The sequence below is a fragment of the Burkholderia sp. AU27893 genome, assembly GCF_002223205.1.
Taxonomy (GTDB): domain Bacteria; phylum Pseudomonadota; class Gammaproteobacteria; order Burkholderiales; family Burkholderiaceae; genus Burkholderia.
Window position 1 is genome coordinate 1301301 of the sequence record NZ_NKFD01000004.1, and the last position, 14452, is coordinate 1315752.

General features: G+C 68.7%; 12 protein-coding genes. 9 read left to right on the forward strand and 3 right to left on the reverse strand.

Annotated elements, in window-relative coordinates; translation table 11 throughout:
- Positions 1–223 precede the first annotated feature (223 nt).
- The 8 genes from CFB47_RS25740 (at position 224) to CFB47_RS25775 (ending at position 8217) form a co-directional block, all read left to right on the forward strand.
- The gene (locus CFB47_RS25740; protein WP_089462712.1) at positions 224–1708 is read left to right on the forward strand and encodes a PLP-dependent aminotransferase family protein; all 1485 of its coding nucleotides are present in this window, start codon (positions 224–226) and stop codon (positions 1706–1708) included.
- A gap of 94 nt (positions 1709–1802) precedes the next feature.
- Complete coding sequence (locus tag CFB47_RS25745; protein ID WP_089442590.1) at positions 1803–2240, forward strand: carboxymuconolactone decarboxylase family protein; 438 nt, start codon at positions 1803–1805, stop codon at positions 2238–2240.
- A gap of 10 nt (positions 2241–2250) precedes the next feature.
- Complete coding sequence (locus tag CFB47_RS25750; protein ID WP_089462713.1) at positions 2251–2670, forward strand: cupin domain-containing protein; 420 nt, start codon at positions 2251–2253, stop codon at positions 2668–2670.
- A 254-nt stretch (positions 2671–2924) separates the two neighbouring features.
- Complete coding sequence (locus CFB47_RS25755) at positions 2925–3632, forward strand: TetR/AcrR family transcriptional regulator (protein WP_089442592.1); 708 nt, start codon at positions 2925–2927, stop codon at positions 3630–3632.
- A complete protein-coding gene (locus tag CFB47_RS25760; protein ID WP_089462714.1) occupies positions 3629–4603 on the forward strand; it encodes an HlyD family secretion protein in 975 nt (324 codons plus the stop codon). The genes CFB47_RS25755 and CFB47_RS25760 overlap by 4 nt, the downstream gene beginning before the upstream one ends.
- Positions 4600–5559 carry an ABC transporter ATP-binding protein gene (locus CFB47_RS25765; RefSeq protein ID WP_089462715.1) on the forward strand — a complete coding sequence of 320 codons (960 nt, stop codon included), beginning with the start codon at positions 4600–4602 and terminating at the stop codon, positions 5557–5559. Before CFB47_RS25760 ends, CFB47_RS25765 begins: the two co-directional genes overlap by 4 nt.
- Positions 5556–6710, forward strand: a complete 1155-nt coding sequence (locus CFB47_RS25770; protein WP_089462716.1) for an ABC transporter permease — start codon at positions 5556–5558, stop codon at positions 6708–6710. Before CFB47_RS25765 ends, CFB47_RS25770 begins: the two co-directional genes overlap by 4 nt.
- A gap of 10 nt (positions 6711–6720) precedes the next feature.
- Positions 6721–8217 carry an efflux transporter outer membrane subunit gene (locus tag CFB47_RS25775; RefSeq protein WP_089462717.1) on the forward strand — a complete coding sequence of 499 codons (1497 nt, stop codon included), beginning with the start codon at positions 6721–6723 and terminating at the stop codon, positions 8215–8217.
- 227 nt (positions 8218–8444) lie between these two features.
- Here the strand turns inward: CFB47_RS25775 and CFB47_RS25780 are convergent, their stop codons facing one another.
- Positions 8445–9665: a porin gene (locus CFB47_RS25780; RefSeq protein ID WP_071332677.1), complete on the reverse strand. Its 1221-nt coding sequence runs from the start codon at positions 9663–9665 to the stop codon at positions 8445–8447.
- A gap of 491 nt (positions 9666–10156) precedes the next feature.
- Positions 10157–11221 (reverse strand): phytoene/squalene synthase family protein, encoded by a 1065-nt coding sequence (locus CFB47_RS25785; protein ID WP_089462718.1) that lies wholly within the window; start codon positions 11219–11221, stop codon positions 10157–10159.
- A 376-nt stretch (positions 11222–11597) separates the two neighbouring features.
- Between CFB47_RS25785 and CFB47_RS25790 the strand changes: the two genes are divergently transcribed.
- Entirely contained in the window at positions 11598–12740 is a 1143-nt protein-coding gene (locus CFB47_RS25790; RefSeq protein ID WP_089462719.1) for a glycerophosphodiester phosphodiesterase, read from the forward strand.
- Positions 12741–12797: 57 nt separating this feature from the next.
- On the opposite strand, the gene CFB47_RS25795 is transcribed toward CFB47_RS25790, so the two are convergent.
- Positions 12798–14426 (reverse strand): rhodanese-related sulfurtransferase, encoded by a 1629-nt coding sequence (locus CFB47_RS25795; RefSeq protein WP_089462720.1) that lies wholly within the window; start codon positions 14424–14426, stop codon positions 12798–12800.
- Positions 14427–14452 lie beyond the last annotated feature (26 nt).

Sequence of the window (14452 nt, forward strand, 5' to 3'; positions counted from 1 at the left end):
GAGAATGCCCGTCACTCCTGACGGATGCCCCCGGGCCAGCGTTGCATGATGCACCGTTTCGCCGGCCGCCCGCGTCGCCCTGCCGGGATGCCGTGCACCGTGCGGCCGGTTCGTGCATCGAGCGCAACCCGCGAGCCGTCACGCCGCGCGGAACCACCCATTCTTTCGTCGCCTTCGGTATGCTGATCGGCACGAAATTTCATCAATCGAGGTAACCACTGCGATGGACATCGCGATCCGCATCGAAGGCCGTCACGACCTGACGGGGCAGATCTTCCGGCAACTGCGCACCGCGATCGTCGACGGGCGGCTCGCCGGCGGCGCGCGTCTGCCGTCGACCCGCGACCTCGCGAAACAGCTCGGCGTATCGCGCAAGACGACGCTCGACGCGTTCGAGCGTCTCGTCGCCGAGGGTTACCTGACCACGCGCGCGGGCGACGGCACGTTCGTCGCCGACGGCCTCGCGCGCGTGCCGCACGCCGCGGCCATGTCGGCGCCCTCCCTCGTCGAATACACGCCGCGCATCGACGCGGTCGATCCGCGTGCCCTATGGGACGACCTGCCCGACGCGCTCGCGATGCCCGCGCCGCAGGATACGCCGGGCTTCGACTTCCGCGGCGGCGTGACCGACAAGGCGCTGTTCCCGTTCGACGCGTGGCGGCGCTGCCTGCATCACGCGCTGCGTCAGCAGATGCGCGGCCCCGCCCAGTACCACGACCCGGCCGGCGATCCGCAATTGCGCGGCGCGATCGCGCGCTACGTCGCGTTCAGCCGCGCGGTCGCGTGCGGCTGGGACGACGTGCTCGTCACGCAAGGCGCGCAGCAAGCACTCGACCTGATCGCCCGCGTCGTCGTGCGGCCGGGCGATGTGGTGGCGGTCGAGGATCCCGGCTATCCGCCCGCCCGCGCCGCGTTCGCGTCGCTCGGCGCGACGGTGATCGGCGTGCCGGTCGACGCGCACGGGCTGATGACGGAACGGCTGCCCGACGACGCGCGCCTCGTCTACGTCACGCCGTCGCATCAGTTCCCGCTCGGGATGCCGATGACGCTGGACCGGCGCGTCGCGCTGCTCGAATGGGCGCAGCGCCGCCGCGCGGTGATCATCGAGGACGATTACGACGGCGAGTTCCGCTTCGAGGGCCGGCCGGTGGAATCGCTGAAGAGCCTCGACCGCACGGGCCTCGTCGCGTATGTCGGCACGTTTTCGAAGACGATCTTTCCTGAGCTGCGGATCGGCTACGCGATTCCGCCGCGCGCGCTGCGCGGCGCACTGACCAAGGCCAAGCAGATCGTCGACTGGCACACCTGCACGCTGACGCAGGCGGCGCTTGCGCGCTTCATGCTCGAAGGCGATTTCGCGCGCCACCTGAAGCGCGTGCAGAAGCACTACGATGCGCGCCGCAAGATGCTGATCGCGCATCTGCGCGGCGCACTCGCGCCGTGGTTCGACGCGATCGTGCCGACCGCCGGCATCCACCTCGCGGCCTACCTGAAGCAGGGGCTCGACGAAGCGGCGCTGGTCCGCGCGGCCCGTGCGCAGGACATCGGCCTGTACGGCATCTCGTCGTTCCACGTCGGCGTGCCGGTGCGTGCGGGGCTGCTGTTCGGCTATGGCGGGATCGACACGCTGCGCATCGACACGGCGCTCGCGACGCTGGCCGGCCTGCTGGGTTCGGATGGCGTCGGCGGCTCGGCACTGGTTACCTGAATTTTCCAGAAATTGGCCATTCAAGCAGGCCAGCGTCGGTCTTAAAGTGGGTTCTGTCGCGCCACCGCGCGCTCCAACCGAAAAAGGACCTGCCATGCAACCTCGCCTGAACTTCTACGCCGCCAGCCCGAATGCGATCAAGGTGATGCGCAACGCCGAGGAATTCCTCGCGAAAAGCTCGATCGAGAAGCCGCTCGCCGAACTCGTCCGGCTGCGCGCGTCGCAGATCAACGGCTGCGCGTTCTGCGTCGACATGCACACGACCGACGCGCGCAAGGGCGGCGAAACCGACCGCCGCCTGGCCACCGTCGTCTCGTGGCGCGAGACGCCGTTCTTCACCGAGCGCGAACGCGCGGCGCTGGAATGGACCGAGGCGCTGACGCTGGTCGCCAGCAACCACGTGCCCGACGCCGTCTGGGAAGCCGTGAAGCCGCATTTCACCGATGAGGAGCTGTTCGACCTGTCGATGCTGATCGCGACGATCAATTCGTGGAACCGCTTCGCGATCGCGTTCCGCAAGATGCCCGAGTAAGGAGACGACGATGATGGATGCCACGCTCCGTTGCGCCGCCCTGTTCGCCTCGCTCGCGGCCGGCGCAGCGCTGCTGCCGGTCGCTGCCCGGGCGCACGACACCGGCGACAACGTGCACACGATCCTGCAGCAGGCCGTGCCCGAAGCGCCCGGCAAGCTCGCGGTCGTCGCGACCGTCGACTATGCGCCCGGCCAGGCGTCCGAAGCCCATCGGCACCTCGGCTCGGTGTTCGCGGTCGTGTCGAAAGGCGCGGTGCTGTCGCAGGTGAACGGCGGCCCGCTGCACCGCTACCGCGCCGGCGAAGGCTGGTACGAGGCGCCCGGCTCGCGCCACACGGTGTCGCGCAACGCGAGCGCGACCGAGCCGGCTCAGCTCGTATTCGGGTTGACCGGCGAACACGTGCCACTGACATCGCCGATCGATCAGTAACCGCTTTCCGGGGGGCGTGCGATCGTCCAGGCACAGGCCCCCGCTTCGCGACCGGTTTTCCATACCGTGGGTCAGCCACGCCTCCCGTTTCTCCATTAGCTGCTCCCTACACTCCGCCACGGGCTTGCCGTACCGCGCCGCATCCGTCCCCTCCTCGCCCGCCCGCGTCCCCTTTCGACGCTCGCCTGATCGCGATCAACCCGGACGGAAACCCTTCCTTGAAATTAACTAACGCATCAATTAGCGTCGATTTCATGAACGCGAAATCCACCGTCGCCAGGCCGCGCGGGCGCCGCCCGTCGGTCGACGATTTCGACCTGCGCGACCACATGCTCGACGTCGCGATGCAGCTGTTCGCCGAGCGCGGGATCGCCGCGACGACCGTCGCGCAGATCGCCGCCGCCACCGGTGTCACGTCGGCGATGGTTCACTACTACTTCACGAATCGCGAGCAACTGCTCGATGCGATCGTCGAGGAACGGCTCGCGCAGGCCATCGCGTTCGTGTGGCGGCCGACCGAGCCGCAGATCGAAAACGATCCGTTCGCGCTCGTCGCCGAACTCGTCGACCGCTTCTTCGACGTCACGCACCGCATGCCATGGCTGCCATCGATCTGGCTGCGCGAGATCATTCATGAGGGCGGATTGCTGCGCGAGCGGATGGTCCGCCGCATTCCGCTCGAACATGTCGGGCGCTTCGCCGAACGCATCCGCGGCGCGCAGCAGGCCGGCACGCTGAATCCCGCGCTCGAACCGGCGTTCCTGTTCCATTCGATCATCGCGCTGGTGATGCTGCCGCTCGCGACCGCGAAACTGTGGCAAAGCGCGCGCGGCGGCCTGCCGCCGATCGAGCGCGACGTGCTGCACCGCCACGTCCGCGCGCTGCTCGGTTCGGGCATGCAGCCGCCGGCCGCCGCGCCGCACGCACGGGCCCGCTCGCCCTCGCCACGGAGGCCGTCATGAACGCGCCCCGCGCGCGGCCGCCCGCGCTGGCCACCGCCGTCGCCGCCCTCGCACTGCTCGCCGGTTGCGGACGGCCAGCGAGCCACGGCACGACCTACCAGGGCTACGTCGAAGGCGAATTCGTGTACCTGTCGTCGTCGCAGTCGGGCACGCTGACGCAGTTGTCGGTCGCGCGCGGCCAGACCCTCGCCGCCGGCGCGCCGGCCTTCTCGCTCGAAGACGTCAGCGAAACGGCCGCGCTGCTGCAGGCGCAGCACCAGCTTGCAGCTGCCCGCGCGCAGCTTGCCGACCTGCAAACGGGCAAGCGCCCGCCGGAAATCGCGGTCACGCAGGCGCAGCTCGCGCAGTCCACCGCGCAGGCCGCGCGAGCCGCCGCGCAACTCGCGCGCGACGAAAGCCAGTACGCCGCTGGCGGCCTGTCGAAACAGCAGCTCGACGATTCGCGCACGTCCGCGCAAACGACTGCCGCGCAGATGCGCGAACTGCAGAAACAGGTCGACGTCGCGCGCCTGCCGGGCCGCGTGCAGCAGGTCGCCGCGCAGGCCGCGCAGGTCGACGCCGCACAGGCGGCGGTCGCCGAGGCGCAATGGAAGCTCGACCAGAAGCGCGTCGCCGCGCCCGCCGCCGGGCGCGTGTACGACACGCTGTACCGCGTCGGCGAATGGGTACAGGCCGGCAATCCGGTCGTGCAGATGCTGCCGCCGCAAAACCTGAAGGTGCGCTTCTTCGTGCCGGAGGCCGCGATCGCCTCGCTCGCGCCCGGGCGCACGGTCGCGATCCACTGCGACGGCTGTGCGACCGACGTGCCCGCGCGCATCACCTACGTGTCGAGCGAGGCCGAATACACGCCGCCCGTGATCTACAGCAACGAGAGCCGGACCAAGCTCGTGTTCATGATCGAGGCGCGCCCGGCCACCATCGACGCGCCAAAGCTGCATCCGGGCCAGCCCGTCGCCGTGAGGGTGCCATGAGCGCGCCGCCCGCACCGTATGCGATCGACGTCGATCGCCTGAACAAGCATTTCGGCGACAAGCACGTCGTGAAGGACGTGTCGCTGCGCGTCGCGCGCGGCGAGATCTTCGGCTTTCTCGGGCCGAACGGCAGCGGCAAGACCACGTCGATCCGGATGATGTGCGGGCTGCTCACGCCCGACTCGGGCAGCGGCACCTGCCTCGGCTACGACATCGTGCGCGACAGCGCGCAGATCAAGCGGCGCGTCGGCTACATGACGCAGCGCTTCTCGTACTGGGAAGACCTGTCGATCCGCGAGAACCTCGACTTCGTCGCCCGCGTGTACGGGATGCCCGACCGCAAGGCGGCCGTCGCGCGCGCACTCGACGGGCTCGGCCTCGCGAGCCGCGCGGACCAGCTCACGGGCGCGCTGTCGGGCGGCTGGAAGCAGCGCCTCGCGCTGGCCGCCTGCATGCTGCACGAGCCGGCGCTGCTGCTGCTCGACGAACCGACGGCCGGCGTCGATCCGGCCGCACGCCGCGACTTCTGGGAAGAACTGCACCGGCTGGCCGCGCAAGGGATCTCGGTGCTCGTCAGCACGCACTACATGGACGAGGCCGAGCGCTGCCACAAGCTCGCATACATCGCGTACGGCGAGCTGCTCGCGCAGGGCACGTCGGCGGAGATCGTCGCGTCGCAGGGGCTCGCGACCCGCGCGATCACCGGCGCGCATCTGAGCGAACTGTCCGCGCGGCTGCGCACGATGCCGGGCGTCGAGCAGACGGTCGTGTTCGGCTCGGCGCTGCACGTGAGCGGCCGCGATCAGGCGCGGCTCGACGCGACGCTCGCGCAGGTCGCGGCGCAAGGCGGCGGGCCTGCCGCGCTGCAGGTCGCGCCGATCGACACCGGGCTCGAGGACGTCTTCATCTACATGATGGGCCGCGCATCCGGGCCGCCCGGCGGAGCGTCGTCATGAACGCGTGGGCGCGCTTGCGCGATGCGTTTTCGGTCGCCCGCTGGTGGAGCATCGTGCTGAAGGAATTCCTGCAGCTGCGGCGCGACCGCGTGACGTTCGCGATGATCGTCGGCGTGCCGATCATCCAGCTCACGCTGTTCGGTTTCGCGATCAACACCGATCCGAAACACCTGCCCACGGCGGTGATCGTCGCCGATGCGAGCCCGTTCGCGCGCAGCTTCGTCGCCGCGATGCGCAATTCCGCGTACTTCGACATCGTCGCGACGCTGCCCGACGAGGCGGCCGGCCGGCATGCGCTCGCCCGCGGCGACGTGCAGTTCGTGCTGAGCGTGCCGGCCGATTTCTCGCGGCGGCTGCTGCGCGGCGAGCGTCCGTCGCTGCTCGTCGAGGCGGACGCGACCGATCCCGTCGCGACCGCGTCGGCGATCGGTGCGCTGCCGGGCCTCGTGCAGCCCGTCGCCGACAAGGACCTGACGGGCCCGCTCGCCTACCTGAATGGCCGCCCGGCCGCGTTCGACATCGTGCTGCACCGGCTGTACAACCCCGAGGGCATCACGCAGTACAACGTCGTGCCGGGCCTGATGGGCGTGATCCTGACGATGACGATGGTGATGATGACGGGCCTCGCGATCACGCGCGAACGCGAGCGCGGCACGATGGAGAACCTGCTCGCCACACCGGTGCGGCCGCTCGAGGTGATGACGGGCAAGATCGTCCCGTACGTGCTGATCGGGCTGATCCAGGTGTCGATCATCGTCGCCGCCGCGCGCTTCGTGTTCGACGTGCCGTTCGTCGGCGGTGTGTTCGCGATCTACCTGTCCGCGCTGCTGTTCATCGCCGCGAACCTGACGGTCGGCATCACGCTGTCGTCGCTCGCGCAGAACCAGTTGCAGGCGATGCAGCTCGCGGTGTTCTACTTCCTGCCGAACATCCTGCTGTCGGGCTTCATGTTCCCGTTTGCCGGGATGCCGAAGTGGGCGCAGTTCGTCGGCAACCTGCTGCCGCTCACCTACTTCAACCGCCTCGTGCGCGGCATCCTGCTGAAAGGCAACGGCTGGAGCGACCTGTGGCCGTCGGTGTGGCCGGTCGCGCTGTTCACCGTCGTCGTGATGGGCGTCGCGCTGCGCTTCTACCGACGTACGCTCGACTAGGTGCCGCACGATGAAACCGGCTTCGCGTCGCTCCTTCCACGTCGACCCTGCTGCTCGCGGCTGTGCGCTGGCTGCCGCGCTGCTCGTCGCGGGATGCGCGGTCGGGCCGGATTTCCACGCGCCTGACGCGCCCGCCACGCAGCACTACACGAGCGGCGAGCCGCCCGCGACGACGGCCGCCGCTGACGCCCCGACTGGCGACGCGCAGACGTTCGCATCGGCCGCGCATACGCCGCGGCACTGGTGGACGCAGTTCGGCTCCGAACCGCTGAACCGGCTCGTCGATACCGCGTGGCACAACAGCCCGACGCTTGCCGAGGCCCGCGCGCGACTCGACGAAGCGCGGCAGAACCATGCGGCCGAAGCCGGCGCGACGATGTTGCCGAAAGTCGATGTGAGTCTGTCGGCCACGCGCGAGCAGGTCAATACGACCGCGTTCGGCCTGTCCGCCAACGTGCCCAGCCCGGGGCCGTTCACGCTGTATGACGCGTCGGTGAGCGTGTCGTATGTACTCGACGTGTTCGGCGGCAACCGGCGCGCGCTCGAAGCGCTACGCGCGCAGGTCGACTACCAGGCGTACACGCTCGACGCGGCGCGCCTGACGCTCGCGGGCAATGTCGTCGCGACCGCGATCCTGCGCGCGTCGCTCGCGCAGCAGGTCGTGCTCACGCGGCAACTGATCGATGCGCAGGCGCGGCAGTTGCGCATCGTCGAAGCGCGTTTCGCGGCGGGCGGCGTTTCGCAGGCCGACGTGCATGCGCAGCGCGCGCTGCTCGCGCAGACGCGGGCGTCGCTGCCGCCGCTCGAGGCCCGCCTCGCACAAGCCGGCCATCGGCTCGCGATCCTGCTCGGCGTGCCGCCGTCCGATGCCGTGCTGCCCGACCTCACACTCGATACGCTCGTGCTGCCGCGCACGCTGCCCGTCGCGCTGCCGTCGACGCTCGCACGCGAACGCCCCGACATCCGCGCCGCCGAAGCCGTGCTGCACCAGGCCAGCGCGAACGTCGGCGTGGCCACCGCGAACCTGTATCCGCGCTTTTCGATTTCGGCGGGAATCGGCTCGGAGCGCACGCGCATCGCGGATCTCGTGAGCGGGCTCAACGTGTGGAATGTCGGCCTCGGGCTGACGCAACCGCTCTTTCACGGCGGTGAACTGCGCGCAAAGAAACGTGCGGCCGAAGCGGCGTACGACGCGGCGTTCGCGAGCTACCGGGAAACCGTGCTTGAGGCGCTGCAGCAGGTGGCCGATGCCATGCGTGCCGTCGAGCACGATGCGGCTGCACTGCAGGCGAGAGACACCGCCGCCGAGGAAGCGGCGGCCAGCAACCGGATTGCCGGCGACCGTTACGCGGCGGGCGGGATCAGCACGTTCGACCTGCTCGACGCGCAGCGGCAGACGTTGCAGACGGCGCTCGATCGTACGCGCGCGCAGGCAGACCGGCTCGCCGATACGGCGGCGCTGTTTCAGGCGCTGGCGGGAAGCTGGACGGATGGTGCGGCTAAGTGACGGGCTGGACGACATTGGCACGGGCCGGATGCTGCCTTCTGCAGGCTAGCGCCGCGTGAGCGATGCGCTTGTCAGGCGCCGCTTTCGTCGCCCTCCGCACACGGTCGATGCCGGCCGGTAACGGAACCAGAGTACGCGCCGCAATACGTACCGCGCATAAAAAAACCGGCCCGAAGGCCGGTTCTTCAACCGCATGCCACAAGCGGCGCTCGCGCGCCGCGCGACATTTAGAAGCGGTGGATCAGGCCGACACCGGCGCCGATCTGGTTCTGCTTCGAACCTGCACCCACGCCGTCGCCGATCGACGTCGTTGCATTGACGATGCCGCCGGTAAGGCCGCTGATCGTGTTGCCGCTAGCGTGCTGGTACGCTTCAACCGCGTACAGACCCGTGCGCTTCGACAGGCTGTAGTACTGCGACAGCGTGACCTGGTGGTACTTGGCCGAGCTCGAAACACCGTTCGACTGCGTTGCCGCCGTGTACGAGTAGCCTGCCGCGAAGTCCCACTGCGGCGATGCCTTCCAGTGCAGCACGGCGCCTGCCGTATTGAAGATCGCCGTGTTGCGGAATGCCGACAGCGTGCCCGGGATGTACTGGACGTTCGAGTACGAGACCGAGATGTCCCACGCCGGCGTGAACTGGTAACCGGCCGTCACGGCGAGACGCTGTTGCGACTGTGCCGTCTTGTAACCGCCGTTGATCGACGACACGGCCTGTTCCGCACCGTTGCCGTTCGTGTCCAGACCGTTCTGTGCGGTCGAGTTCGCGCCCCACACACCACCGCCGAGCGTCGAGTTGTTGATCTTCTGATAGCCGACCGCGATGCCTGCCGGGCCGTTCAGGTACTGGATCGCCGCGCTCCACGTCGAGCCACGGTTCGTCGCGCCTGCGACGCCGCCGAACGAGTACGAACCGCCGACCGTGAAGCCGTAGAACTTCGGCGACATGTAGACGAGCGAGTTGTTCGCACGGTAGCTCGTATCCAGCGAGTCGATATCGCCCGGGTGTGCGCCGTAGTAGCCGGTCAGCCAGGTCGTCGGGCTGTACGGCGACAGCAGCGTGTAGTACGCGGTGTACTGGCGGCCAGCCGTCAGCGTACCGTACGTGCTGTTGGTCAGGCCAACCCACGCCTGACGCGTGAAGATGCCGTTGGTCCATTGCGACGAGCCGTTAGCCGTGTTGACGCCGGCTTCCAACTGGAAAATCGCCTTCGTGCCGCCGCCGAGATCCTCGCTGCCCTTCAGGCCGAAACGGCTGCCTGCCCACACGCCGGTGGACATTTGCACCTTCGAGTGACCACCCGAGATCGCGCTGGTGCCCGACGAGTTGTTCTGCCAAGCGATACCGTTGTCGACGATACCGTACAGGGTCACGCTGCTTTGAGCGTGGGCGGCGGTAGCGGCTGCAAGGCCAACTGCCGTCATGGCGAAAGCGACGCGCTTTTTCATTGATTCTCCGTCCTCAAAGAATGTTTCTTTTCTGGTGTGGTTTTGTGACTGACACATGTGCGAGTACATGCCGGCGCAATTCTGACGGATTACCTAATATTTCCCAACACGCGCAGTCGGTCGTCGTATGATCGACGCAACGCACGGGTTCACCAAGCGGTTACATAACACCTGAAAACGCTTACGCGGCAGGCCTTTCCGGCATTTCCCGGTGAAAACCCTAGCTTTACATTTTTACGGGTGCAACGCTTCCGTCGGATGTCGTCAGATGCCTTCGGCGAAATATCGTCTTACAAAAAACGCGGCCGTAGCTGACGCCACGACTCACGCCGCCGCGAAGGATCGCTGACGTTCATGACACCCACGTTTCGCGACACGAAAAAATGAAAACGTTTTTAGTCGACGCCTGAAGAGGCGAACGATGATGGCCCGGCGAACGCGGGCCGAGGGGCGATGCCGGCACCTGTCGCGCCGGCATCGTGCAGTACGAGTCAGCGCGTGGCCGGCTGCCCGAGATGCGCGTTCACGGCATCGGCGAGCGCGGTCAGGCGCGCGCGAATCGCGGCGTTCGACCCGACCAGCGCGAGCGACGACGCCATGATCCGGTAGACGCGCTTTCTCGGCACCTTGGCCGGCTTCGCCGGATCGAGCCACGCCGCATGGCCGGCCAGCAGCTCGAGCGTTTCGAGGCCGATCATGATCGGCCACAGGCACGCGAGCCGCAGCCGCACGAAGCGGCGCGGGATCGCAAGCGTATACAAGCCCGCGTCGCGATACTGGTCGAGCGTCACGCGCAGCAGGTCGACGAGCACGCCGCGCGCGCGCGCCGACGCATCGGGCGCCATCAGGTCGGCAACACCGAGCCCATGCGCGCCCAGCACGTCGTCCGGCAGATAGCAGCGGCCGATGCGCAGGTCCTTCCCGCAGTCGCGCAGGATGTTGGTCATCTGCAGCGCCTTGCCGAAACGGATGCCCTTCTCGCACATGTCCGGCAGGTTCCAGCCGCGCGCGGCCGGCGTGTGCATGCCCGTCATGTCGGTCCAGAACTCGCCCACGCAGCCGGCCACGAGATACGTGTAGCGGTCCAGCTCGCCGCGCGTCGGCAACGACACGACGCGCCCCGACTGTTCGTCGGGGAACGTGCGCAGGTCGAATACCATCCCCGCAGTCAGCGTCGCGACGACCTTGCGGATCGACGCGCGGTCGGCGTCCGGCTGCGCGCGCAGCAGCGCGAGCATCGGCTCCATCGAGCCGAGCAGCACGTGCTCGTGCGAATCGGCCTGCATCCGCGTCACGTCCTCGAGCGCCCGCGACAGCGCAACGCCGTCGCCGAGCCGCTCGACCTCGTCGCGCAGGTCGGTCAGCAACGCCGCCCGGCGATCGGGTGCGACGAGCGCCGTGTCGGCGATCGTGTCGGCCGCGCGCGCGAGCAAGTACGCGAGGCCGACCGGGTCGCGCATGCCGTCGGGCAGCACGCGCAGCGTCAGGTAGAAGGAGCGGGAAACGTTCTTCAGCAGGTCGCCGAGCAGGAAAGCGGAATCGGTTCGAGTCGTCATGGGTCGGGAAAAATCGGCCGGCGCGGGCCCCAGACGCACACGGGCGCCGGGCACCCGCGCCGGCCCGCGAGTCGCCGCATCGTCGTGCCAGACGGGCGTCTGGCCCCGGCGCGGCAATGCAAAATTCCCGCAAGTTTAGTGCATCCGGCGGCCGGCCTGCCCGAGACGGCTGGAAGGCGCGTTCCGTCAGACCGCATTCAACCGCCCTGCCGCAGCCATTGCGCCCTAAAAATAGAACGCAGAAAGGTTTAAGTAATACATATGTAATTATTCGATGCGACGATCGCGTCCCATTCGACGCCGTGCGACACGCCACGACAGCCGCGCCGCCGGATCGATCGCCCCTTTCCGACTCTCGTTTCGAAGGTTCATCGACATGCTCTTCAAGCGCCCGACCTCCCTGCGCTGCGTTCCGTTCGCCTGTGCCGCCGCGTTCCTGCTCGCCGCGTGCGGCGGCGACGACGTCGCGTCCGATCCCACCCAGCCGATTTCCGCGAAGGTCCAGGTGGTCGGCCATCGCGGCGCGAGCGCGCTGCGCCCCGAACACACGCTCGCGTCGTATCGCAAGGCGGTCGAGGACGGCGCGGACGTGATCGAGCCCGACCTCGTGTCGACCCGCGACGGCGTGCTCGTCGCGCGTCACGAGAACGAGATCTCGGGCACCACGAACGTGTCGACGCTGCCGCAGTTCGCGAGCCGCAAGGCGACCAAGACGATCGACGGCGCCGAGCTGACGGGCTGGTTCACCGAGGATTTCACGCTCGCCGAGCTGAAGACGCTGCGCGCCCGCGAGCGCATTCCGCAGGTGCGCCCCGCGAACACCGCGTACAACGACCAGTTCGAGATCCCGACCTTCGACGAGATCGTCGCGCTCGCGAAGCAGATGTCCGCGCAGACCGGCCGCACGATCCACCTGTATCCGGAAACCAAGCATCCGACCTACTTCCAGTCGATCGGCCTGCCGCTCGAGGACCGTCTCGTCGATGCGCTGCTGAAGGACGAGTACACGGCGCGCACGGCGACCGTCTACATCCAGTCGTTCGAGGTCGCGAACCTGAAGACGATCCGCAACCGGATCAAGTCGAGCCAGCCGAACTGGAAGCTCGTGCAGCTTATGGACGAAGCCGGCCAGCGCCCGTACGACTTCGTGAAGGCGAACGACAAGCGCACCTACGGCGACTTGTCGACGCGCGACGGCATGCGCGAGATCGCGACCTATGCGAACGGCGTCGGCCCGTACAAGACGTCGATCATCGCGGTCGCCGCGGACGGCACGCTGCAGCAGCCGACGCCGTACGTGCGCTATGCGCACGAGGCCGGCCTCGTCGTGCATCCGTACACGTTCCGCCCGGAAAACAACTTCCTGCCCGCGTCGCTGAAGGATGGCGGCACGCCGGCCACGCGCAACACGGCCGGCTCGGTGCGCGAGATCCAGGCGTACCTGCGCGCGGGCATCGACGGCTTCTTCACCGACGATCCGGCCGTCGGCCGCACGGCCGTCGACACGTTCAAGCGCTGACAGGCGCGCTGACCGGGCGCGACGCACGACGCGACGCGCCCGGTTGCACCGTATCGGTCAGATCACGTTGAAGTGATGCGTGCCATCCCGCTTCAACTGATCGACCAGTCCGTACTCCCAGTCGAGATACGCCTGCATCGCGGCCGCCGCGTTGTCGGTGCCTTCGTATGGGCGGCGGTAGCGGTCGACGCGCGGTGAGGCCAGATGCGTCTCGCCGCTTTCGAGCGGCAGCCCGGCGTCGATCCACGCGGCCGTGCCGCCGGTGAGCACCGAGATGTCGGCCGAAGCCGGCAGCAGCGCGCGGGCGTCGTCCGCCGCGAACCGCGCCAGCAGGCTCGACCCGCACGTGAACACGTAGCGCTTCGCGGGCGGAATCGCCGCGAGCGCATCACGCAGCTGCGCACGCACGGCGAACCACGCGCCCGGGATATGCCGCTTCACGTAGTTCGCGCTGGCCGTCACGTCGACGATCGCCAGTTCGCCGGGCACGGCCTCCTTCAGCCAGCCTGCGAGCGTCGCGGGCGAGATGTCCGTCACGCTCGGGGTCGCCGGTACGTCGCGCGGCGGCTGGCCGCGCTCGTCGAACCGTGCCGTGCCGTCCTCCGGTTCGACCACCCGCACGTCCCAGCCCATCTGCGCGAGCCACGACGCGGTCATGTCGGCGCGCACGCCGTCGTCGTCGGCAAGCACGATCCGCGCGCCGCGCACGGCCGCGTGATGGTCGGTCTCCTGCACGAGCTGGCCGCCCGGCGTGCTCAAAAAACCCGGCAGGTGGCCGGCTTCGTACTCCTCCGGCGTGCGCACGTCGAAGCGGTACAGCGTGCGGCCCGGCACGTCGAGCGCGGCGACGTCCGCGAGCGCGATGCGCGGCACGCCCGCGCGTTCGGCCACCGCGCGCGCCGCCCGGCGTGCGTCGGCGCGCTGCGTCGCGTCGATGTCGTCCGGAAAGCGTCGCGCGGCGCCGCGTTCGAGCGTCTGGCCCGCGAGCGTCCAGCCGATCGTGCCGTTGCGCAGCGCGGCGACCGGATTCGGCAGCCCAGCGTTGACGAGCGACTGCGTGCCGATGATGCTGCGCGTGCGGCCCGCGCAGTTGACGATCACCTGCGTCGCCGGGTTCGGCGCGAGCGCGCGCACGCGCAGCACGAGCTCCGCGCCCGGCACGCTCGTCGACGTCGGGATGTTCATCGTCTGGTATTCGTCGAAGCGGCGCGCGTCGACGATCACGACGTCGGCCTTCGCATCGATCAGCGCCTGCACCTCCTGCGCGGACAGCGACGGCGTATGCCGCTCGGCCTCGACCCATTCGCCGAACGACTTGCTCGGCACGTTCACGTCGATGAACAGTTCGCCGCCCGCGGCGAGCCAGCCCGCGAGGCCGCCGTCGAGCAACCGCACATCGGTGTAGCCGAGTTGCGCGAGCGTGGCGGCCGCGCGCGGCGCGAGATCCTCGCCGCCCGCTTCGCCGAACACGACGATCGGCGTGTCGCGGCGCGGAATCCGCGTCCACGCGTCGAGTTCGAGTTTCGACAGCGGAAAGTTGGCGGCCCACAGCGGGTGGCCCTGTGCGTACGGATCTTCCTCGCGTACGTCGATCAGCGCGATCTCGTCGCGGGCCAGCAGGCGGGCGCGCACGTCCTGGTACGACGCGACGGGAAAGCGGGAGGTGGAGTCGGCGGATTGCGTCACGGTGTCTCTGTGTTGATTGAATGCGT

What these genes read in the sequence shown, in the direction of transcription:
- CFB47_RS25760 (WP_089462714.1), top strand. Translation starts at nt 3,629, where the DNA reads ATGAACGCGCCCCGCGCGCGGCCGCCCGCGCTGGCCACCGCCGTCGCC.
- CFB47_RS25765 (WP_089462715.1), top strand. Translation starts at nt 4,600, where the DNA reads ATGAGCGCGCCGCCCGCACCGTATGCGATCGACGTCGATCGCCTGAAC.
- CFB47_RS25755 (WP_089442592.1), top strand. Translation starts at nt 2,925, where the DNA reads ATGAACGCGAAATCCACCGTCGCCAGGCCGCGCGGGCGCCGCCCGTCG.
- CFB47_RS25780 (WP_071332677.1), bottom strand. Translation starts at nt 9,665, where the DNA reads ATGAAAAAGCGCGTCGCTTTCGCCATGACGGCAGTTGGCCTTGCAGCC.
- CFB47_RS25770 (WP_089462716.1), top strand. Translation starts at nt 5,556, where the DNA reads ATGAACGCGTGGGCGCGCTTGCGCGATGCGTTTTCGGTCGCCCGCTGG.
- CFB47_RS25775 (WP_089462717.1), top strand. Translation starts at nt 6,721, where the DNA reads ATGAAACCGGCTTCGCGTCGCTCCTTCCACGTCGACCCTGCTGCTCGC.
- CFB47_RS25785 (WP_089462718.1), bottom strand. Translation starts at nt 11,221, where the DNA reads ATGACGACTCGAACCGATTCCGCTTTCCTGCTCGGCGACCTGCTGAAG.
- CFB47_RS25745 (WP_089442590.1), top strand. Translation starts at nt 1,803, where the DNA reads ATGCAACCTCGCCTGAACTTCTACGCCGCCAGCCCGAATGCGATCAAG.
- CFB47_RS25740 (WP_089462712.1), top strand. Translation starts at nt 224, where the DNA reads ATGGACATCGCGATCCGCATCGAAGGCCGTCACGACCTGACGGGGCAG.
- CFB47_RS25790 (WP_089462719.1), top strand. Translation starts at nt 11,598, where the DNA reads ATGCTCTTCAAGCGCCCGACCTCCCTGCGCTGCGTTCCGTTCGCCTGT.
- CFB47_RS25750 (WP_089462713.1), top strand. Translation starts at nt 2,251, where the DNA reads ATGATGGATGCCACGCTCCGTTGCGCCGCCCTGTTCGCCTCGCTCGCG.